At 40.4% G+C, this 23,048-nt stretch carries 11 protein-coding genes; 6 read left to right on the top strand and 5 right to left on the bottom strand.

The window, feature by feature from the left end; genetic code table 11:
• The coding region (locus tag RMX98_RS33495) for a hypothetical protein (RefSeq protein ID WP_409882077.1) at positions 1-211 on the bottom strand (211 nt) is incomplete at its 3' end.
• A gap of 524 nt (positions 212-735) precedes the next feature.
• On the opposite strand from RMX98_RS33495, the gene RMX98_RS33490 reads away from it, so the two are divergent.
• The 3 genes from RMX98_RS33490 to RMX98_RS33480 all read left to right on the top strand — a co-directional run bounded on the left by RMX98_RS33490 (position 736) and on the right by RMX98_RS33480 (position 4,831).
• Positions 736-1,449 (top strand): hypothetical protein, encoded by a 714-nt coding sequence (locus RMX98_RS33490; RefSeq protein ID WP_322678727.1) that lies wholly within the window; start codon positions 736-738, stop codon positions 1,447-1,449.
• Positions 1,450-1,516: 67 nt separating this feature from the next.
• Positions 1,517-3,181 carry a tryptophan halogenase family protein gene (locus RMX98_RS33485; protein ID WP_322678726.1) on the top strand — a complete coding sequence of 555 codons (1,665 nt, stop codon included), beginning with the start codon at positions 1,517-1,519 and terminating at the stop codon, positions 3,179-3,181.
• Positions 3,182-3,298: 117 nt separating this feature from the next.
• Positions 3,299-4,831 (top strand): NAD(P)/FAD-dependent oxidoreductase, encoded by a 1,533-nt coding sequence (locus RMX98_RS33480; RefSeq protein ID WP_322678725.1) that lies wholly within the window; start codon positions 3,299-3,301, stop codon positions 4,829-4,831.
• A 168-nt stretch (positions 4,832-4,999) separates the two neighbouring features.
• Here the strand turns inward: RMX98_RS33480 and RMX98_RS33475 are convergent, their stop codons facing one another.
• Both RMX98_RS33475 and RMX98_RS33470 read right to left on the bottom strand, forming a co-directional pair.
• On the bottom strand, positions 5,000-10,615 hold the full coding sequence (locus RMX98_RS33475) for an AAA family ATPase (protein ID WP_322678724.1): 5,616 nt from the start codon (positions 10,613-10,615) through the stop codon (positions 5,000-5,002).
• 964 nt (positions 10,616-11,579) lie between these two features.
• Positions 11,580-17,282: a PAS domain S-box protein gene (locus tag RMX98_RS33470; protein ID WP_322678723.1), complete on the bottom strand. Its 5,703-nt coding sequence runs from the start codon at positions 17,280-17,282 to the stop codon at positions 11,580-11,582.
• Positions 17,283-18,038: 756 nt separating this feature from the next.
• On the opposite strand from RMX98_RS33470, the gene RMX98_RS33465 reads away from it, so the two are divergent.
• On the top strand, positions 18,039-18,581 hold the full coding sequence (locus tag RMX98_RS33465; protein WP_322678722.1) for an Hsp20/alpha crystallin family protein: 543 nt from the start codon (positions 18,039-18,041) through the stop codon (positions 18,579-18,581).
• A gap of 281 nt (positions 18,582-18,862) precedes the next feature.
• Here the strand turns inward: RMX98_RS33465 and RMX98_RS33460 are convergent, their stop codons facing one another.
• Positions 18,863-19,222, bottom strand: coding sequence for a Rieske (2Fe-2S) protein (locus tag RMX98_RS33460; protein ID WP_322678721.1), 360 nt, complete (start codon positions 19,220-19,222; stop codon positions 18,863-18,865).
• A gap of 279 nt (positions 19,223-19,501) precedes the next feature.
• Between RMX98_RS33460 and RMX98_RS33455 the strand changes: the two genes are divergently transcribed.
• Entirely contained in the window at positions 19,502-21,340 is a 1,839-nt protein-coding gene (locus RMX98_RS33455; RefSeq protein WP_322678720.1) for a vWA domain-containing protein, read from the top strand.
• Here the strand turns inward: RMX98_RS33455 and RMX98_RS33450 are convergent.
• Positions 21,315-21,500, bottom strand: a complete 186-nt coding sequence (locus tag RMX98_RS33450; protein WP_322678719.1) for a hypothetical protein — start codon at positions 21,498-21,500, stop codon at positions 21,315-21,317. The two genes, RMX98_RS33455 and RMX98_RS33450, sit on opposite strands and share 26 nt — an antisense overlap.
• A gap of 118 nt (positions 21,501-21,618) precedes the next feature.
• On the opposite strand from RMX98_RS33450, the gene gap reads away from it, so the two are divergent.
• Entirely contained in the window at positions 21,619-22,662 is a 1,044-nt protein-coding gene (gap, locus tag RMX98_RS33445) for a type I glyceraldehyde-3-phosphate dehydrogenase (RefSeq protein WP_322678718.1), read from the top strand.
• Positions 22,663-23,048 lie beyond the last annotated feature (386 nt).

The following is a 23,048-nucleotide window of genomic DNA, read 5'->3' as shown; positions in this document are numbered from 1 at the left end:
TTGAATCTCGACTCACAACGACTGCGCGGTAGTTGAATCTCGACTTCGCTCGATTACCGCGTAGCGATGCACTGAGCTTGTCGAAGTGTCGAAACTCAGTGCAAGTCGCTCGATTTCCGCGTTGGTCATTGAGCGTAGCCGAAATGAGCCGAAGTGCTGCCCCCTGCCCCCTTAATGATAAGTCTTTAACCAGACACGATATCAGCAGCAAATTTGCTGTTAATAAAGATACTCCGGTGAGCGATCGCCTCCGCAGTCTTTTGTTGACCTACACGCTGTGAACCATAAAAATACAGATGTAAGGCGTTGCAATACTTATCAGTTAAGGAGAAAAGGGAAAAAACCTTATATATCGAGCCTTCTACTCCTTTTCCCCTTACCCTTTTCCTTTTAACCGAGCAGTATTGAGGGTCGTTGCATTTCTCCAGATTGCTCAGTTTCATAGACTATTTTTCAGCAAATATACTTAATTGTAAGTTTCGATACCTACTTAAGTATACTGGTTTTAAAGTAAAAACAATAACGGTATATTAGCTGGTTACAATTTAGCGTTAGCCTCAATACGATATAACCTATTAGACATTATTTGCTAATTAAATAGTGAATTTTGAACTAATGATTATAAAGAAAATGGTAATCTAACAACCAAATATGTTGGAGGTTATCTTCTGTACAACCAAACAGACATTTTACTCCTTCTTTCACATTAAATATTGAAATCTGGTGCAATTAAAAATGCAAGAAATCTTAGCGCTGATTGCAGAAAGAAAACAAGATTTTGCTCAAGTGCCCTTGTTTAATTTTATGCGAGATAAAAGTATAAATCCCAGACAAAGGTTAGCTTGGGCACCATGTGCTGCTCATTTTATTATGAATTTTGGAGAACTGAATAAGTATTTTTTGCGGGTAGAACCAACAAACGATCCAATTCAGGCATTAATTAACAAGCATACTTATGAAGATGACCATCATTGGCTGTGGTTTCTGGAAGATTTGAAGAACTTAGAATTTGACAAAACCTTGCAATTTAGTGATGCCTTGAAATTTCTTTGGAGTGAAGAAACTCAGAATGCTCGCTGGTTGAGCTATCAACTCTATCGATATACTTTGCAAGCTACTCCTATTCAAAAACTAATAGTAATTGAAGTTACCGAAGCAACAGGTAATATAATGTTTTCCATAGCAGCAGAGATTGGCAAAGAAATTAAAGCAATTACCCAAAAATCATGCCGATATTTTGCAGATTTCCATTTGGATGTTGAAACTGGTCATATCACAGGTTCATCTGGAATAGATGAATTGTTACAAAATATTCAACTATCAGAAGCAGACCAACAAGAAGCTTTTGAACTGGTTGAAAACTTATTTACAGTTTTTACCCAATTTACAAATAGTCTTTTGGTATATGCCAAAAACCATAAAATTGAGCAACCATTGAAAACTGCATAAATTAATAAGCAAACTTCTTGAAATTGAAAATTAATACCTAATTCAAGCCAGAAGGAGAAATTTTACTATGTCACAGCATGTACAAAATGTTGTAATTGTCGGTGGTGGTTCAGCAGGTTGGATGACGGCAGCTTATTTGAGCAAAGCCTTGAAAAAAAATGTTCAGATTACTCTGGTAGAGTCTTCTAATATTACCAAGATTGGAGTTGGTGAAGCAACTTTTAGTAGCATCAAATCATTTTTTGATTTTCTGGGATTACAAGAGTATGAATGGATGCCAAAATGCAATGCTACTTATAAAATGGGGATTAGATTTGTTGATTGGAACTCCGATAAAAGACACTTTTACCACCCTTTTGAAAGATTTGATTTTATTGATGGATTCAGTATCTCTGAATGGTGGTTAAAACTTAAGAGTGCCAATGAACCATTTGATTATTCCTGCTTCATGGCCCCGACGCTGTGCGATCATCAAAGGTCTCCGAGATATCTTAACGGCAAAATCTTTGATGACAGAGTAGAACATTTATTCTCAGAGAAACATTTTTCTGAAAAAAACCTCATCACACTTGCTGATGCTGAAGGGCAATATCCTTACGCCTACCATTTTGATGCAAATCTAATTGCTAGATTCTTGAAAGATTATTCAATACAGAGGGGCGTGAAACAAATTGTTGATGATGTGGTAGATGTAAATTTAACTGAGGATGGAAGCATAGATAGTCTCAATACTAACGAGCATGGGATTATCAGTGGAGACCTTTTCATTGACTGTACTGGTTTCCGTGGTCTTTTGATTAACAAAGCTCTTGGTGAGCCATTCATTTCTTATTCAGAGTCGCTACTGTGCGATCGCGCGATCGCCATACAAATACCAAGCGATATTCAGAAAAATGGTATCAACCCTTACACAACTGCAACTGCTCTCTCATCAGGTTGGGTCTGGAATATACCTTTGTATGGCAGAGATGGTACAGGATATGTTTATTCCAGCGCCTTCATCTCTGCACAGGAAGCAGAACAAGAATTTCGCCAGCATCTAGGAAATGTCGCTGATAATTGCAAAGCCTCTCATATCCAAATGAGGATTGGACGTAACAGAAACTCATGGGTAAAAAACTGTGTAGCAATAGGGCTTTCTAGTGGATTTGTTGAACCATTAGAATCTACTGGCATATTTTTTATTCAGCATGGAATTGAAGAGTTAGTCAATCACTTTCCAGGGAAGTCGTTCAATGAAGAGTTGATCCGCAACTATAATAGAGCGATCGCTAACTGCCTAGATGGTGTTCGGGACTTTTTAGTACTCCATTATCGTGCTAGCGATCGAGCAGATACAAAGTTTTGGCAAGCAACTAAACAAGAAATTAAAGTTCCTGTAGAACTGCAAGAAAAGTTAAAGTTGTGGAGAAGCAGATTACCAAATAAAAAGAATATCAATCCATATTTTCATGGCTTCGAGACATACTCTTATTCGGTAATGTTACTTGGACTCAATCATAAGCCTGAAGGCAGTTTACCTCTGCTGGAGCATCTTGACGACGAGAAGGCGCTAGCTAAATTTAAGGCAATTAAAGAAAAAGCCAATTACCTGAGTACAAATCTACCCTCTCAATATGAATACTTAACTTATGTAATTAAGTCTCAAGAACAGTCAGAATACCTCAGCGACAATCATTTACCTACTTCATCAGTTAACGATAGCGCATATCAAATTCCTGTGCCAATCTAATATAGGACTTACGCAAACAATAGTCAAAACTTTGATTTTCTTCTTAGGGCAATTCATGAATTGCCCTTACTGCGTGTATTCTTGCGTAAGCCCAATAATAATTGAGGATAACCCAAGATGACAGCGAAACAAATATGCGTGATTGGGGCAGGAGTGAGCGGATTAGTGTCAGCCAAGACATTTCTTGAAGAAGGTAACGAGGTTACATTGTTCGAGAAGCAGCAGAAACTTGGTGGTGTGTGGGAAAGAGCGAGGGCTTATCCAGGACTGTCGCTCCAAAATCCTAGAGACACCTATGCTTTCTCAGACTATCCTATGCCTGCCTCTTATCCAGAATGGCCTTCAGGAGAGCAAATATGCGCTTACCTTGAATCCTATGCCCAACACTTTGGTGTAACAGAAAAAATTCAGTTCGGTGCAAAAGTAACTAAAGTGGAGCGGAAATCAGGAAATACTCCTGGATGGATGGTTAGCGTTAGCTTTCAAGAAGATGGTAAGGAGATCGGAAAACAAAATTACAACTTCGACTTTGTGATTGTATGCAATGGCACTTATGATATTCCCTATATTCCTAACTTGCCGGGAATGGAAGAGTTTATTGCCGCCGGGGGTGAGGTAATACATACTAACAACTTTAATGACGGCTCTGTAATTGAGGGCAAGCGAGTGGTTGTTGTCGGTTTTGGCAAGTCAGCCACCGATCTGGCAAATTTCGCAGCTAGCAAGGCTAAGGAATGTACCCTTGTGTTCCGTCAAGCATTGTGGAAATTTCCCAACTTCTTTCTCGGTTTGTTCAACATCAAGTATATTTTCTTAACTCGGTTTGCAGAAACTTGGATGCCCTATCATAAACTTCAAGGATGGGAGAAGTGGCTGCATAGTTTTGGCAAGCCACTAGTATGGGCATTCTGGCGGCTAAATGAGACTATCATGCGTTTACAGTTTCCTCTTGATGCTTGTGGGATGGTGCCCAAACAACCGATGAACAAATTGATTGGTTGTAGTGTCGGCTTGGTGCCTGAAGGCTTTTTTGAGCATGTACGCGCAGGCAAAATTCGTGCTGTGAAGACAAAAATCAATAAGTTTTTTGCTACTGGCGTGGAATTGGATAACGGCGAGAAAATACAGGCAGATGTGGTTGTCTTTGGCACGGGGTTTCTTCAGGATATCCCTTTTTTAGAAGATAAGTACCGCAGACACGTATTTGATGAGGAAGGCACTATCCATCTTTACCGCCATCTCATTCACCCTCATGTTCCCCAAATGGGTTTTGTTGGTTATAACTATACTTTCTGTGCCCAGTTATCAGCAGAAATTGGTGCTAGGTGGTTATCAGAGTATGTCAAAGGAAATATATTTTTACCATCCCCGCAACAGATGTTAGAGGATGTAACAGCAGAGTTGGAATGGAGGAAGAAAGATAGACCTTATGCTTTCGTCAGTGGAGCATGTGTAACTCCTTTTACATTCCATTACATTGATGAATTGCTTCAGGATATGGGTCTTAGCACCCGCCGCAAACCAGGAAACTTGTTTGGAGAGTTGATGATGCCAGCAGATCCATCTGCCTATAAGAATCTCCGACAGGAATTACAGGCAAAACAACAGCCATCTCTTAATGATTCTGCGATCGCGGTAAGTGTAAAGTGAGAAGCGTTCGTTAATATCTCCATACCCAAAACCCTAATGTAGAGACACGATTTATCGCGTCTTGAAAGACCAATCATCTACACCAATAACCCTTAACCCAAGCGTATTGCTCTATAATCCGGTTCGACTCAACCCTCAACCGAACCGGATTATAAATTTTTTAGGAGCTCACTGTTGCATTGGAATCTCAATCACAAACTCAGTCCCCTTTCCCGGAGTTGAATTACAACTTAACTGACCCTTGTGCTTGCTCACTACTTGATAGCTAATTGACAACCCCAACCCCGTACCACTTCCTATTGGCTTAGTAGTAAAAAAAGGATTAAATATTTTCTCCTGCACCTGTGCAGTCATGCCGTGACCGTTATCAGTAATCCGAATCTTCAGTGTGTTTAGTTCTCCTAGTTCAGTGCGAATACGAATCTGAGGCTTTTTATTTGGAGAATCTTCTTCATTCTTATACTCCTCTAAAGCATCGATCGCATTATTTAAAATATTCATGAACACTTGGTTGAGTTGACCAGCATAGCAAATAATATTCGGCAGTTGTGCGTATTCTTTAAAGACTTCAATTTCCGGGCGTTCGTTCTTTTCCTTGAGTCGGTGCTGCAAAATCATTAAGGTACTGTCGATGCCTTCATGAATATCTACAGGTTTCATTTCCGATTCATCTAAACGAGAGAAGTTACGTAAGCTCAGAATAATATTTCGGATACGGGAACTTCCTACCTTCATAGAATCGAGAACTCTTGGTAGGTCTTCTGTCAGAAATTCTACATCTATCTCCTGAACTTTTTGCTCTACTATTGCTGATGGATGAGGATATTCTTGCTGATAAATATTAATCAATTCTAGCAATTGTTCAACATAGTCACTTGCATGATTAATATTACCATGAATAAAATTGATAGGGTTATTAATTTCATGAGCAATTCCCGCTACCATTTGCCCTAAAGAAGACATTTTTTCACTTTGGATTAATTGACTTTGTGTACTTTGTAATTCTTTTAATGTTTCTTGCAAATGTTGGTTTTTTTCGTTAATTTCTGCCGTTCTTATTACCACTTTTTCCTCTAGAATATGGCTGTATTCCTCCAATTGCTCATTAGCTCCAGCCAAATTTTTGTAGAGAATGGCATTTTCTAAAGATATCGCGGCTTGGATAGTTAACAGTTTTATAACTTCTAGACGAGCGCGTGTAAATGGTCCTGTAGTTAAATTATTTTCTAGATAAATAAGCCCCAGCAACTTGCCTTGATTAAGCATAGGAATACATAATATGCTCTTTGCTTCCTCACGGCTAATATAGTTATCTATCGCAAAACTCCCTTGAGCCTTGATGTCATCAATTACTAGTATTTCTTGGGTTCGTTTGACATAATTAATCAAAGAAATAGGAACATGATCACTGGATTCTAAAGGAATAGATAAAAAGTCCGTGTGAGTAACTCCAAAAGTTGAACCACAACTAATTGCAGAAACAGTTAAGTCTAAGTTATTAGCTTCACTCAATATCAACACACATTTAGAAGCTCCTGCATTTTCCATGAGAACTTCCATTAAAGTAGAAATAAGTGCCTCTAATTCAATTTCTCCAGACACTGCTTGAGAAGCTTTAATGACAGTTGCTAAATCTAACATATCTGAAATACTGGTGTTGGAGCCAACCATAGTTTCACTGGTCGACAGAGTAGATTTATTGCTAAGTGTAGATAGGTGTATGCTCAGTTCAGGTAGGTTTTTTTCACTGCAAGAATGGCTAAATTTTTCTTGCTGAATGATGGGCATAAGCAATTGAGGATAGCGTTTTTGCAAGTCATCAACTTTAGCTAACGCACCCCAGCGAAGATAGCAATAGTAGGCATCAGTGAGGTAGAGTTGGGCGATTCTCTGTTTACCCCATTCGAGATAAAATTTAGCCGCTAATTCATAAGCAAGAGCTTCTTCGTTAATGTACTCATTTTCTTTGGTAAGGGAAATAGCATACTCATAATTATCTATCGCTTCAAGATATTGACCAAGAACTCGATGCTGTTCTGCCTTGACTAAATAAAATTTATGTAAATAATTCATTGGAGCATGATCTGCCCAAAATCTTATTTTTTCCTGATTTGCTATAACTTTTTTGATAATTTTTTGTTGTTTGTCTTCATCAACATCGTGGTACAAAGCAAGCTGTACTAATGAATCATAAAAATAGAATTGAGTACTTATTATCATTCCTAGACCAGCATATAAATACTGTTCTGCCTTCAGAGAATTTTCCAGCGCTTGGGAATAATCTGTAAACAGGTAACATAGTTGCAGCTTAGAAATAAATAAGCAAATAATTGCAATTCCATCATTAGCCGCTATATGAATTGGTAGCATTATTTTCTCATCATACGCGTCACCAATTAAACAGCAATAATTTTCTGAATAACCCAACAAATTCAAAGCCATCTGGCGATATATTTCATTCCAATGAAAAACTCGCTCTTGCTTTATTTGTTTTATAGCATTGCTATGCGTTGCCATTTCCTGTTCAAGCGAGACTAATTCTTTACCAATAAAATATGCGTAATAAGAGTAAGTATAAAGACAATAAGCCCCAAATTCTAAATCTCCTGTTTCCAAATTATTAGAGTAAACTTCTATCAGAGGTTTTAATGTATTTCTAACATGTTCTTTCCAGGGTCTTATGAGCTGATTAAATGTTTGAATTACCTTCAACATAACTTCTTGAGTTTGAAATTTGGTCAACATACTTTCAGCCAGTTTGCCAAATCTATAGCCAGACTCAATGTCTCCTACTACACTGCACAATATAACCCCATAAGCAACATACGCGAATGCAGATAAAGATGCATTGCCATATTTAATCGATAAGTTGATCTGATTGAGAACTATTAATGGAAACAATCTAGGAACGACTGTATAGGCAAAAGCAGTTATATTAGATAATATACGTATCACTACTAATGACCGAGAGTCCGTCATTTGCGGTAAGTTAATTAAGTCTTCAATACTCCTGCCGCTTAGATGCGATGCTGTTTCCGCTAATGCTACTTGAACATCCGACTGCTGAGGATTAAAGGGAAAGTCTACCCCTAGTAATTTTAAAAATGCTAGTGCAAGATTAACAGCTTCTAGTGCTTGACCTTGTGCGCCATAAGCCTGAATTTTTACTTCATAGACTTTCACTTTTTCTAAGAGTGTTTTAGCTCTTACTAATACCACCTCTGCTAATTTCTCCATCTGCTCAAAGTCGCCAGCCAAGTATGCTGCTTCTGCTGCTATTTCATACAAAGCTAGAGTTAGCTCATATTTTATCTGCCAACTATCATCTGCTAGTAGCTCAATTCCAGTGGTTAAATACTTAAGTGCTGATGAATAAGCTGTTGATACCAAAGCTTTACGTCCAGCTATCAGACTTATTTCAGCTAGCTCATTACGTTTAGCTTGATCGGTGATAAATTCAATTGCAATATTGAAATGATTGACAAGCTCAAAAATATTTTCTTCCCGCTCGGCAACTGGGGTATTCTTCAAGAGAAGCAGCCCAATTTTTAAGTGTATTTGCTTAATTTGGTCTTTGGGAATTAGAGAATAAGCTGCTTGCTGAACTCTGTCATGCACGAATTTATATTTGGGAAGTTGAGAATTAGTAGTTGAGAAATTTTCCGGTTCTTTAGTTGAAAAGCTTAGTAGTTGTCTATCATTTTCTAATGCAAAGTTATAACCATCTTTCTGAGGTACAATTAGTCCTTCAAGTAGTGCTTGCCATAAGTCTGATGCTGTATCTATTAAAGATTTCTCATGAACAATTGACAATGTTTTTAAATCAAATTCATTACCGATACAAGCAGATATCTTTAAGACATCTTGTACGTTTTTGTCCAAATTTCCTATTTGGATGCCCATAAACTCTACGACATCATCTGTAAGAGATAAACTTTTAATTTTCGTAATGTCATATTGCCAATAACCAGCATCAAAATTTAATTCAATTAGTCCATTATCATATAATAGTTTGAGAAACTGTGATGTAAAAAATGGATTTCCTTGAGTTTTTATAAACACCATTTGAGTCAAAGGTATAGCAACAGACTCTGGGCATCGCAGCGTATCAGCAATCAACTTGTTTAAATCAATTTGACTTAAAGGTGAGAGATGAATTGTATTAATAGCTGTTCCTGTTTTGGCAATTTCTTGTATTGTTAAAGATAATGGATGTAGATTAAAAATTTCATTATCCCTATACGCACTAATTAGTAGTAAACTACCTTTATTTTCAGATATATTCTCTGTATTTTTAGCAAAATGAGAAGAAGTTCCATCCATTAATAATTGAATAAACTTCAAGGAAGCCGTATCCGCCCATTGCAAATCATCCAGAAAAATTACCAAAGGATGTTCTTTAGTAGTGAACACCTGAATAAATCTCTGGAACAATAAATTGAAGCGATTTTGAGCAGCACTACCAGAAAGTTCAGCAGATGGAGGTTGTTTCCCAATAATTATTTCAAGTTCAGGAATTACATTAATGATTACCTGAGATTGGGTACTCAATGCCGATAAAATTTTTGTTTTCCACTGTTGAATTTGGGCATCTGTTTCAGAGAGTATTTGCCCAATTAAATCCCGCAAAGCTTGTACCAATCCTGACAAGGGAATATCACGCTGGAATTGGTCAAATTTTCCTTTGATGAAGTAACTACGCTGTTTAGCAATGGGTTTGTGGACTTCGTTGACCACAGCAGTTTTACCAATCCCTGAGTAACCAGAGACTAAAATCATTTCCGTGCTTCCCTTTGTCACCCGATCAAAAGTAGTTAGTAGAATTTCAATCTCTCTTTGACGACCATAAAGTTTTTCAGGAATGGCAAAATGGTTTGAGATATCCCGAATCCCTAATTCAAAGGCTGTAATATTTCCTTTCTCTTGCCATTGCCTTTGACATCTCTCTAAGTCATACCTAAGTCCATGAGCGCTCTGATATCGGTCTTCGGCATTTTTTGCCATCAGCTTGCTGATAATATCAGATATAATTATGGGAATATTGGAGTTAATATGGCTGGTTTTAGGCGGTTCTTTGGCAATGTGAGAGTAGACTAACTCCATTGGTTCAGTGCTACTAAATGGTAACTGTCCAGTCAGGAGTTCAAAGAAGGTGATACCCAAGGAATAAAAGTCGGTACGGTAGTCTATACCTCGATTCATACGTCCTGTTTGTTCAGGGGAAATATAAGCTAAAGTACCTTCTAGAACGTTGGGATTTGTGAGAAATTGAATTTCTTTTGGTAAAAGAGTGGCAATACTAAAATCGATGATTTTGGTCTTACCTGTGATTGGATGAATCAAAATGTTAGCAGGTTTGATATCTTTGTGAATGATCCGATGGCGGTGTAGCCCTTCTAAAGTTGCACTAATTTCAATGGCAATATCGAAAAACTCAGTCAAGGAAACACAATTTTTTCCTTTTCTCTCCTCTTCTTGCTGCCAGATATTAAGGGCAATACCACCAAAATCTTCCATTACTAAAACATATCTATTGTGGTAATTTTCTAGGCTTATTGGTTTGACTATGCCTGGAATTTCAAGATTTTTAGTAATGGTGTATTGATTTTGAAACTGATTAATTTCATTAAAATTAGGCTCTTCATTACGCATCAGTTTTAAAATAACTGATTGCTGGTCTTTTTCTCTGATAGCTCGATAAACTAAGGTTTTTTTACCTGAATATAATTGCTTAATAATCCGATAGCCAAGTATAGGAAATAATGTATCTGATACTACTAACATTGCATTTAATTCTCATAATTTTCTTTTTCTGGTTTAGTATACCCAGAATACAGTTACTACTATCAGGGAGCAGTGCAAGGCAAACACATCTAAATATTGACAAATTTGAATAGCGTTCCTGAACAGTGGGATAAGCAGGGTAGGGAATTTTAGAAGTTGCCATGCCGTTTGAATAAGAGTGAAATAAACTAAGACTGCAATCAGATATGACTTTCAGGAAATTAAATGTTCCCTGCTTATACTAATGGTAATCATTAGTATAAGCAGGGAGTTATATCATGTCCGCCCAATTGGTTATAATTCCCATAGTCATTGCACCCCATCCCCAACCCCTCCCCGCTCTTCGGGAGGCAGGGTGGTTTCATACGAATAAAGAAAATACATAAATTTTGATTTCTCGTTTTGTAGCATAGCTTTTTACCCCTCTCCAAACCTCTCCCCGAAACGGAGAGAGGCTTTGAAAGTTTTTCTCTGCCTGTATGAAACCACCCTGCTCCCCGCTCTTCGGGAGGGAAGACAAAGCACAGCCTTGGCGGGGTGGGGTTCTTCGGGTTTAATAAGTGATTAACCGGACACGATATTAGAGGCTACCGTCGGTTGAAAGTCACAATAAGCTGACTTTTTGGACGATCTTTTTCCCGAAGAAGGATGGCTACGACGGGCTGCGCCTACGCTGACGATACCTGTCATATTTCTAATCTCTAGTTGTGACAGAATTGCAATTACCTAAAATCCTTTCTAAATCCTAGATTAGTGACAAAGGTAATACCAATTCAAAATTCAAAATTCAAAATTCAAAATTAGGGAAGCTAGACAGAACAAAAGTTTGGGAATATGTATCTGTCGCATTCTTTTTTAAAATTGGTATAAGTATTTGAACATTTAGCTACGCAAGTAAGTATGGCTGCGCCACGCTGCGCGAACAGGAATCAAATCGAATTTATATAGTTAATCACAATTCTTATTATCTGGATAATACTCCTGCAATACTTGTCAATTCCATAATTTTCTCAAACTGAAAATCATCAGCTAAATTCTTAATAAAATTTCGTAGTGTAGCATTTTCAGAAGGGATTTGTTCTATCAATTCTAAAATTAGGTCATCACTGCATTGGGCTGCGGCAGTATATACTTGTTTCACCAATTCAGGTGACATTTCAGATAATAAAGTCGCTAAATCGTTGAGCGTCAACATTGATTTTGCTTCTGGTTGCTTTGCGTTTGTTAGCTGATAGCTTTCTTCTTGAAAAATATATTGAACTCCCAAATATTCGCTCAATTTTTCTAGTAATTGTTCTTCGCGAAAAGGCTTGTTAATATAATCATCACAACCCGCTTTGATCATTGCCTCTCGTTGCTCTTCAAAGGCATTAGCGGTTAAGGCAATAATAATGGTTTTGCAATTTTCGCTTTTGGGTTGTGCCTTTGGTGCGCTTCCATCGCAACTGATATTTGGGATTGAGGTTTTTTCTCTATTTTTTATAATTCTTGTGGCTTCATAGCCATCCATAATTGGCATCCGCATATCCATTAAGATTAAGTGTGGTTGCCATTTCTGCCAAAGTGCGATCGCTTCATTGCCATTTGCTGCTTCCTGGACTGCAAAACCAATGGATGTCAGAATTTTCACCAGCACTAAACGGCTGTCTGTGGCGTCATCAACTACTAAAATACGGTATTTGCTTTGAGCGGGCGCTAAACTAATAACTTGGCATTTAGTTTTTTTGACCTGGATTTCGCTAGCTGCGGCGAGACTAATTTGAATATCAAAAGCAAATTTACTTCCCTCGCCCATAGTGCTGGTGACGCTAATGTCTCCTCCCATTAGTTGCACGTATTTGCGGCTAATTGCTAAACCTAGTCCTGTTCCCTGCTGCGATTTCCTTCCGGTTTCAGTTTGCCCAAAAGCTTCAAACAGCAAGTCAATTTCTTGTGAAGCAATACCGCGACCAGTGTCTTCTACCTCGAAGTAGAGGAATTGGGTATTGGGCATCCCTTCGGCTTTGCTCAGGGCAAGTGGGCATTGGGAATTAATTATTTTCTTCTGCTCTTCTGTTTCTTCCCCATGCCCCATCCTTACATACAGCGTCACCTTCCCAGTATCGGTAAATTTGATAGCATTTCCCAGAAGGTTGAGCAAGACTTGACGCAGTTTACTTTCGTCAGTTTGGATGTACTGAGGGAGGTGAGACGTATATTCAAAGACCAATTCTAATCCTTTGGAGGTGGCACGGAAGCGTAACATCTCTTCAAGGTTTTCCAAGAGGCGAATTAAGTCAAAACTGTTGAGATTTAATGTTATTCTGCCGGCTTCGATTTTAGACATTTCCAAAATGTCGTTGATTAAGTTGAGGAGATGTTCGCCAGCACGATTGATGATTGCTAGATTTTGTTGATGTTCTGTGGATAAATCACGATCATGGCTCATGACTTGGGTAAAACCAAGGATGGCATTGAGTGGGGTACGCAGTTCGTGGCTCATGTTGGCGAGGAATTCGCTTTTGGCGCGGTTGGCAGCATCCGCAACGATCACAGCTTCTTGCAATGCTTGTGACTGTCTTTGAGTTTGGGCCAGCAATTGTGCTTGCTGTAAAGCAACACCCAACTGATTGCCAATTTGAACTACGATGTTGATTTCTCCTGGTTTCCATTGGCGGGGATCGGAATTTTGATAACTTGCCAGTAATCCCCAAAGCTGACTACCATGTAAAATCGGCACAATAATGTAGGCTTTGGCCTGAAAGCGCTCTAAGAGGCTGATATAAAGAGGATGAAACTCAGCGTTATAAATATCTGGGACACAGAGGAAACTTGCACCTGGGGTTGCTTGCACGGGGTCTTCCAATGGCTTATCTGCACTATCCAATATTCTTGCTAGGCAACGGCCCTCTTGTAAGACACCCTCTGTAAGATAAGGGTCATTGTTATGTTCTTCTATTAGAGAAATCCAACCGTCACCCACCGACTCGGAGACAAATTCGCCATTCCACTGAGGATTGAAACGATAGACAACAACCCGATCGCAGTTGAGTACTTGGCGTAATTCTTCGGTCGTAGCGGCAAATATCGTCTCTAAATCCAGTGTTTGGCGCATCCTTTGAATCACTTGAGCGATCGCTCTTTCTCTTTCTGCACCCTCACATAAGGCTTCTTCTGCCAATTTTCTGTCGGTAATATCTGTAATTGTACCGATGTAACCTTTAAGTTCTCCATCATCTCTAAATTCTGGCAAAGCATGACAAATTACCCAGACGACTGTATTATCATCATGCAAAAAACGATGTTCATACTTATACGTAGACTTCGCAGTTGTTGCTTGATTCCATGCCAACAATAGCTGCTCGCGGTCGTCTGGATGTACGGCATTTGCCCAACCTCTTCCCAGGGACTCTTCTAAACTACATCCAGTAATCTCACTCCAGCGTTGATTCAAATATAATACATTGCCATCCACATCAGTATGAAATATACAAGCTGGTGAGGCTTCTGCGAGAAGTTGATATCGTTGCTGACCTGCTTGCAAAGCTAGTTCTGCCAATTTGCGATCGTTAATGTCTGCCCAATAACCAACCCATTCGACCGGGGAGTTAGCTTCGTCACGAATTAACCTCATTTTTTCGTAGAACCAGTGATAAGTTCCGTCAGCGTGTAACCAACGGTATTCGTAGGAAATGTACTCCTGTTCAACAAAATGGGAAAATTTTTCTGAGATGAGTTCAATATCTTGGGGGTGGACGTGATGGAGCCAAAAATTGGAGTTGTCGATAAATTCCCGCGCTTCGTAGCCCACCATTTCTTTAACGTTTTCACTGATAAAGGTAGTGCTAAAATCGTCTGATATTTTGCTGCTATAAATAACTACGGGGCTAGAGGTGAGCAAATATTGTAGGCGTTCGTTGGCTAAACTCAGTTCTTGTTCGACGTGTTTGCGATAGCTAATTTCTACTAAAACTGTGCCGACACCAGAGGGGCGATCGCCCTCACCAGGAATCGGAAAATAAGAAGCTAAGAAGTGGCGGATAATATCTGGTTGTTTAATTGATGCACTACTTAATTCTTGATTGAGGATGGGTTGACCAGTCAACAAAACTTGTTGATAGATTGGTTCCATTAAGGGGGCGATGTGGGGTAAGACTTCATGGATAGTCTTGCCAATATGATCTGGCTGGGGTAGTCCATTAATCTCCGCCAGCAGTTGGTTGATTTGCACAAACCGCAGTTGGTTATCTACAATGTTCATGCCGACGGGAGCGCTGCTAAAAAAGGCATTGAGGCGAGCTTCTCTGAGTGCTAATTCTTGTTCTAGGGTTTTGCGCTCAATCAACCCACCCAGTTGAGCCGCAACAGCACTGACTAGCAACAGCAAACGCCGATCTACTGATACTGGGCTACGCTTAAAAAACACTAAGACAGCTAATACTTGGTTTCCAGCCATTATCGGCACACCAAAACTAGCTTTGAATCCTACCTTTGCTGCTTGTCGCGATCGCAAAAAAACTTGTTTTGTAACTTTAGAAACATCTTCTATCCATTCTGGCTCCTGGCTTTGCCAAACTCTTCCTGGTAGTTCCAGTCCTAGAGCGAATTTCATTGTTTGGCTTTGGCGGGAAAATTCTCCTAAACTGCTCTCTTCACCGTACCAGCCCAGACTGTGTTCTAAAACAGTTCCATCTTCATTAGGTATCCATGCTTCGCCAAAATCCCAGCCGATGGTGTGACAAATTAAGCGCAAGACCACTGCTAAGGCGCTATTGACATTACTGGCACGAGTGATAGCTTGGGTTGTCAATAGCAGTAAACGGCTTTCATTTTCTGCCTGCTTGCGTTCACTAATATCTTTCGCGGTGCCGAGTACGTACCAGTGCCCATCAATCTTAATCATTTCCGCACTCAACAGTGTTGTCCTAATTTCTCCTGTTGAAGTGCAGACATCAATCTCAAAGTTGCGGATGGCTTTTGTTTGTTGCAGGATCTGGGTGAAAAAATTATATTCTTTTGGATTCGCCCAAAGATTTAATTCTCCATCGGTGCGATCGATCACCTGAGAACGAGAATAACCAAAAAACCGACAAAAGCTGTCGTTAACTTCAATGTAGCGTTTGTTGCGAACAGTAATTAAGGCAATTGGATCGGGAGATGAGCGAAAAGCTGATGCTAACTTTTCTTCAGAAGCTCGTCGTGCGGCTTCTGCGCGTTGGCGTTCTTTTGCCTCCAACACCAAGGATACTAAATTGCCCAAAGAGCGAGCAAAATTTTGGTCTTCTAGCGTCCAATGATGAGTAACTCCTACTGCCTCCAAACATAAAACTCCTACGGTCTTTCCTTCCAGCCTAATGGGTGTATCGAGTATGGAGGTGATATTTAATTTTGAGTAAGACGCAGAGAGTTCTCTAGTTCTGGGATCGGTATGGGCATCATCTGCGGCGATTGGTTGGTCTTGCTGCAAAGCTGCAAAATAAGCTGGACAGTCTGTCGCTGATAAGGAAAGTCCTTCACTATGTTGATTGCGGCTACCTTCAAATAGATCAAAACACTCGATTTTTATGCCTGTTTCGTCATACAGCCAGACACTAGCTCGTTCCATCCCAATATTCTTGACAGCTGTTTCTGTGATTTTACTCAAAGCTGTTTTTAAATCACTGTGATAAAGCGTCTGATTTTGTGCCAGTTGTGTGAGTACGAGGTTATGATTACGGAGCTTAATCGTGCTTTTTAGCAGTAATTTTTCTGCATGTCTGCGTTGTGTAATATTACTAGCAGTGCCTGTCATCCCTATAACCTGACCTTCTTCGTTGCGTAATGCGATCGCATTAAACATTAGATAAAGTAAAGTACCATCTTTAGCCACACAGGTAGTTTCATGCTGGAAGATAGGTTTTTCCTGAAGAACACCCTCAAAGGCTACTTTATCTTGAGCAACTTGTTTTGGCGAGATGAAATCAGTCAAGGCACGCCCGATCATTTCTTGGGGTTCGTAGCCATAAATCTGCTTGACTGCTGGGTTGACAAAGGTAATTAGTCCATCAATATCCACCGACCAGATCATATCCTGGGATGTCTCTACTAGGTGGCGATACTGACTTTCACTCTTCTTCAGAGCGGCTTCGACTATAAGGCGTTCACTTTGGTAAACTTGTCTACAAATAGCTTTGCTAATACTAATGGGTATTTCTTTAAAAATATCTTCTATTTGTCTGTTGCGAATATTTAACTCAACTTCAATCCGTTGACGCTCTCTAATTTCCTGTCGTAGTTGAGTATTTTTTTCTTGTAACTGTTTTTTTAGTCTTTGGATAGTGAGTTGATTTTGTATGCGTAATAAAACTTCTTTAGTTTGGAATGGTTGACTAATATAGTCAACACCATCTAAATCAAAAACGTTGTTCTTTTCAGATAATTCATCTAAAATACCAAATAAAATTATCGAAATATCTTGAGTTTTATCCTTAGCTTTTAAATTTTGACAAACTTCATAACCACCCATGTCTAGCAAAAGAACGTTTAGCAAAAGCAAATCAGGGCGAGAAGCAAGCGCCATATTGATTGCCAATTGCCCAGAACTGACACTTTGCACCTGATAACCTTGGTGTTGAAGGATGTCTGATAAAAAATGTAAATTCTCTAAGTTGTCATCAACTAATAAAATTTTTACTTTTTGAGCATCCATATCAGTTCCTAAGATAATTTGCAATCAACAGTAATTTTTAGAATCAAACTGAACATGAAATCAGAAAGCAAAACTCTGCTACCAGATTGTAAATAAAATTATCGTCGCTTACCAGCATACTTCGGCACAGGGTGTATCGAAAAGTTGTAGATAAAGCAGGATAATTAGTTAATACTACTAAATCTCTGTACGAAGTGAAACCTAACATCAATCGTTAATTGTTGGGTTTCGTTCCTCAAACGCCACTTGCTTCTTCCTTGGCGCTAGCCTCTCACGAATGGGAGAAGCTAGCGCCAAGCAAGATCCTTGAAGGGAAGTCGGGAAACCGCAAGAGCGCAGTGGCTCTCCAACCTACGCAGGTTAAGGTATTTATGGCTAATCCAAGCGTATTGGAGAAGAATCAGCAGCTTTAGCCCAACGCTAAGGGCTAGAGCTGGTGACTACAAGCGAATTTAATTAATTTTACATTACGTAGTATAGTTTAATTTCTTGCCTACTTACTCTGATATCGATTATTCTCTTTTCATCCTTTTTTGTTTGATACGGTAAATCCAACCTCTGTCTGTACGGTTTACCCAACTGTTTTTAGATTTTTATTTTATTAAATTACTTACTAGAGAGAAGAAACAAAGCAAATAAAGCTCCTCTCTAAAAAACTAGAGGTTCGATAATTTAAATATCTGAAGCCTCTAAATACCTCTAAAACTTTGTTTGATTACCCAAAATTGAATTAGAAAGTTAAGGAGAGACTGAAATATGGCACTCATTCGTTGGGAACCATTCCGTGAAATGGAAATTCTGCGTCGTCAAATGGATCAACTCTTCTCTGAATTGACAGTAGCCGAACGTGGCAACTCAGATATTTCTTCATCACCTAGAACAGCGTGGGTTCCTGCTGTTGAATTACACGATAATGGTTCCGAGTTGCTATTAAGAGTTGAAATTCCAGGTGTGGAAGCTAAAGACTTGGATGTTCAAGTCACTCAAGATGCAGTTTCGATCGCTGGTGAACATCGTTACGAAAAACATTTCCAATCAAACGCTAAAGTTCATTCTGAATTCCGGTATGGCAAGTTCACGAGAGTAATACCTCTACCAACCAAAGTTCAGAATCAACAAGTTAAGGCAGACTTGAAAGATGGGATTTTAATTTTGACTTTACCCAAACTGGAGCAAGAGCATAGTAAGGTTTTCAAGGTAAATTTAGGTCAATCTCAAAGTGCTACAGCTTCTCTAGAAGGCGGTAATGGTAACACACAACCCAACATTACATCACAGCAAAGCGCTCAAACTGCTTGAGAAGATGTTCATTCTCTCATGCAATAGTTTCTATATCTCTGTATTAGCTAAATATTAATAGAAACCCCAGCTAAACTCATTGGCTGGGGTTTTTGTCACTTACAGCAGAATTCAGGAGTCAAATGGCAGTAAATTGAACCAGAGGGTACTATTCCAATACTTTTCGGATAAGCCTTAACAATCTCTCTTTTGGTCTGGGAAAAGGTTAAAGGGTAAGGGGGAAAGGTGAATTAAAACCTTTCCCTTTCCCCTTTCCCCCCTTAACCGAAAAGTATTGGGTACTATTCCTCTTGCACATCAACCCAAATACTGCCATCTTCTACACGAATTGGAAACACTGGCAATGCTTTTTGTTGTGAAACCAACGAGAGTACCTTACCTACACCAGGTGGCCAAGAACACCATGCTTGTACCTCACCAGTCCGCAGGTCAAAAGCACTGCGATGAAAGGTACAAACAATTGCCCCACTTTCAGTAATTTTCCCACTTTTCAACGGTAATTTTAAGTGGGGACAGTTGTTATCTACAGCATAAAGCTGATTTTCGTGATTCAAAAGTAGAATTTTCCGGTTGCCAACTTTCACCACTTCTCGTGCACCTGGGGAAAGTGATTCGACTGCAAGAACTTTAGTCCAACTCATTGGGTTCTCCTCTGGTAATATCTCTGCTTTCAGTTTCCCGCAATTGTGACCAGTGCGATCGCCTTTCAGTACCAAAGAGTGGTAGAGGATAAAGTTAGTAAATCATAAACTTTCCCTAAAATATCCCTTGCTGGTGAGATATAATAACTATAAAATATTACATTGAATTCAATTTTTACACGTAAAAAACTAATTTCCGGGTAAACTAAAGAAAGTACTGATTATCCTTCCATCATAAGGCTTCTGGCTCATAAAAAACAATTTAAAGGGATATAAAAAATGATTAAGACAAGTTACGAATTTGACCAGTCTATCCTCCCCGCAGGATCTTCATTAAAGACTAATATTCTCCTACGTTTTCGTGCTGATATAACTGAATCTCCCCGACGTAACCTAAATCTTTCTCTGGTAATTGACCGTTCCGGCTCTATGGCAGGCGCTCCCTTGTATCATGCACTCAAAGCTGCTGAGTCTGTGGTAAATCAACTTGAGCCAGATGACATTCTTTCAGTAGTTGTTTACGACGATGAAGTGGATAGCATTATACCACCCCAGGCTGTGAATAATCAGGCCGCACTAAAAAATGCTATCCATAAGGTGAGAGCAGGCGGTATTACCAACTTATCAGGGGGATGGCTAAAAGGCTGCGAACACGTGAAGACGCGACTTGATCCGCAAAAAATCAACCGTGTTCTGCTGCTTACCGATGGTCATGCCAATATGGGTATTCAAGACCCCAAGATACTGACGACGACATCGGGGCAAAAAGCTGAAGAAGGCATTATTACAACTACGTTAGGTTTTGGTCAGGGTTTCAATGAAGACCTGCTGATTGGGATGGCAAGGGCTGCCACGGGCAATTTCTACTTCATTCAAAGCATCGATGAAGCAACTGAAGTGTTTAGTATTGAATTAAATAGTCTCAGAGCCGTCGTGGGACAAAATCTCAAGGTGACTGTGGAATTGGCTGATGGTGTCAGCCTCGTTGATACTTTAAGTCTTGCTAAAGTTAACCAGAATGATGCTGGTCAAACTGTCCTCACCTTGGGAGAGCTTTACGAGGGTGAAGACAAACTTCTGGGTTTGAGTTTGGCGATCTCAAGCGCTCAAGTTGGTGATTTACCTGTGATGAAGTTGCATTACAGCGCCGATGTTGTCCAAGATGACGTTATTCAAAGTGTCTCAGGCACTGTAGATGTGATCGCCAAAGTTGGTACTGTTGAGGAAGCAGCTTTTGCCTCTACCAGCCATATCATTCTGGAACTGAGTCGCCTTACCATTGCTAAGGCTAAAGAGACTGCCCTCAGTCTAGCTGAAGATGGCAGACATCAGGAAGCTGAAAAAATCCTCCGGGCGCTGGTGAAAGAGTTGCGAGATAAAGGGTTGAACGAGAATTTTGAAATTGCTGAAGAGATCGATCAGCTTGAGTATTTCGCAGGTCGGATCGCCCAAAAAGCTCTAGGCAATGCCGGACGTAAAGAGATGCGCGATCAGACTTACCAGACAATGACGCGCAATCGCAGCGATTTGGTGGGTCGCGGTGTGGCTGCTGGCGATGAAGTCTACGCGATGCCGATTGTGAATGAAGTCGGTTCAGGTGTTGAATTGTACTGCGTTCGTGAAGGGGGTAAACTGCGGGTGAAAGTCGTCTCTAAAGGCTACGATTCCACGAAGAATATCCAGTTTCCCCGCGCCATTCGTGCCGAGGGGGCACGCTATGTTGTTGAAGGATTAGAACTTTCAAGCGATCGCACTTTCTACCGTGTACGCGGTAAGATTACCCGTTTTGCTCAACCCGGTGAAACAGATATCTTCGTTGTCTCTAGACAATCCAATCGAGCTAACACAGGCAAAGCTGCCAAAGGCCCTGCCAGTGCCGCCGATCTTCCCACAACTGATAGTGTAGGGGACAGCATTTTAGTTCAGTGTGTCAAAGATGGCAGCAAACTACGTGCTAGGGTGGTTTCCGATGGATATGAACCGGATTGGAACATGCGTTTTCCGCGATCGGTTCGCGAGGAAGGAATGCTTTACGTCGTTGATGAAGTCAAAACCGCACCTGATGGCAAGTCTTATATTGCCTGTGGTGAAATTAAGCGATTTGTTCAACCAACTTGAATTGGGGATCGGGGACTCGATCGCGATCGCTCGTAATGACGTAAAATCCTAGTCTGTGCGTAAGTTCTAGCTTTAAAAGAATTTCTTTCCGAATCTCCAGTTTCCAGTCCCTAATCCTCAATGCCCCATGCCCAATGCCCCAATCCTTAAAAGATGCCAAGTAAATATGCCTTAGCTGACTGAGACTGTCAGGATCAAAGAGTAAAGAGTAAAAGGCAATCTATTTTGACTTTTAACTTTCTCCTTTTGTTCAACTTTCCACAAGGGTAGGTTTAATCTTGACTAAATTGAAGGTTGGTATCAATGGCTTCGGTCGAATCGGGCGACTTGTGCTTCGCGCTGGCATCGATAACCCCAACATTGAGTTTATAGGCATTAACGACCTAGTACCACCAGATAACCTCGCTTACCTATTAAAATACGACTCAACCCACGGCAGATTAAAGCACAAGGTTGAAGCCAAGGAAGATGGTATCCTCATTGACGGACACTTCATTCCTTGCGTGTCGGTGAGGAACCCAGCAGAGTTACCTTGGGGACAATTAGGCGCAGATTATGTCGTGGAAGCTACCGGACTCTTCACTGGCCATGAAGGAGCCGCCAACCACCTGAAAGCAGGTGCAAAGCGAGTAGTAATTTCCGCTCCCACTAAAGATCCTGATACAGTTCCAACCCTACTAATGGGTGTAAATCATCACCTGTTTGACCCTAGCAAGGATGTCATTGTCTCCAATGCTAGCTGCACTACAAACTGTCTAGCTCCGATTGCTAAGGTGATCAATGACAATTTTGGGTTGACTGAAGGATTAATGACCACTGTCCATGCAATGACTGCCACTCAGCCAACCGTAGACGGCCCTAGCAAAAAAGACTGGCGGGGTGGTCGAGGTGCAAGCCAGAATATTATTCCCTCATCCACAGGTGCAGCTAAAGCTGTGGCACTGGTTTTACCAGAATTGAAGGGTAGGCTGACTGGTATGGCATTACGAGTTCCAACTCCTGATGTCTCTGTAGTTGATTTAACTTTCAAAACAGCCAAAGCTACCAGTTATAAGGAAATCTGTGCTGCCATGAAGGAGGCTGCCGCCGGTTCACTAGCGGGTATCCTGGGTTACACAGATGAAGAAGTAGTTTCCACAGATTTTCAAGGCGATACCCATTCCAGTATCTTCGACGCAGGTGCTGGGATTGAGTTGAATTCCAACTTTTTCAAGGTAATTTCCTGGTATGACAATGAGTGGGGCTACTCGAATCGCGTGATTGACCTAATGTTGTCTATGTCACAGAAGGAAAAACTCGCATCGACAGCTGCTGTGGTTTGATTGGAAATTGGGCATGGGGCGGGGCATGGGGCATTAGTGATTAAGTTTTTCCCCAGTTCCCAATCCCCAATACCCGATTTGGGATTTGGGTCAAATGGTAAATACCGCAAAAACAAAACGTCATTTAGTATCTTTACTTAAAAGCCCAGTGATATAAAGCACGTGTAAATTTGGATGGTTTGGGCGATGTCTACGATGGTCACTGAGCTTGCCGTACCCCTCCGGGGAAGCAAGCTACGCGCAGCGTCTCGTAGAGAAGTGCGGGCTACGCCTCAATACTTGTCTAAGGGGAAAAGGGGAAGGTGGGGCCCCCTCTGGGGATAAGGGGCGGGGGAAAAGGGGAAAGAAAAAACCTTTAACCTTTACCCTTTAACCTTTTCCCCAAA

It is taken from the genome of Nostoc sp. DedQUE02 (genome assembly GCF_034531035.1).
In the GTDB taxonomy this organism is placed as follows: Bacteria; Cyanobacteriota; Cyanobacteriia; order Cyanobacteriales; family Nostocaceae; genus Nostoc.
The sequence above is the reverse complement of the archived record's forward strand: the minus strand, read 5'-3'. Positions and strand labels throughout refer to the sequence as shown.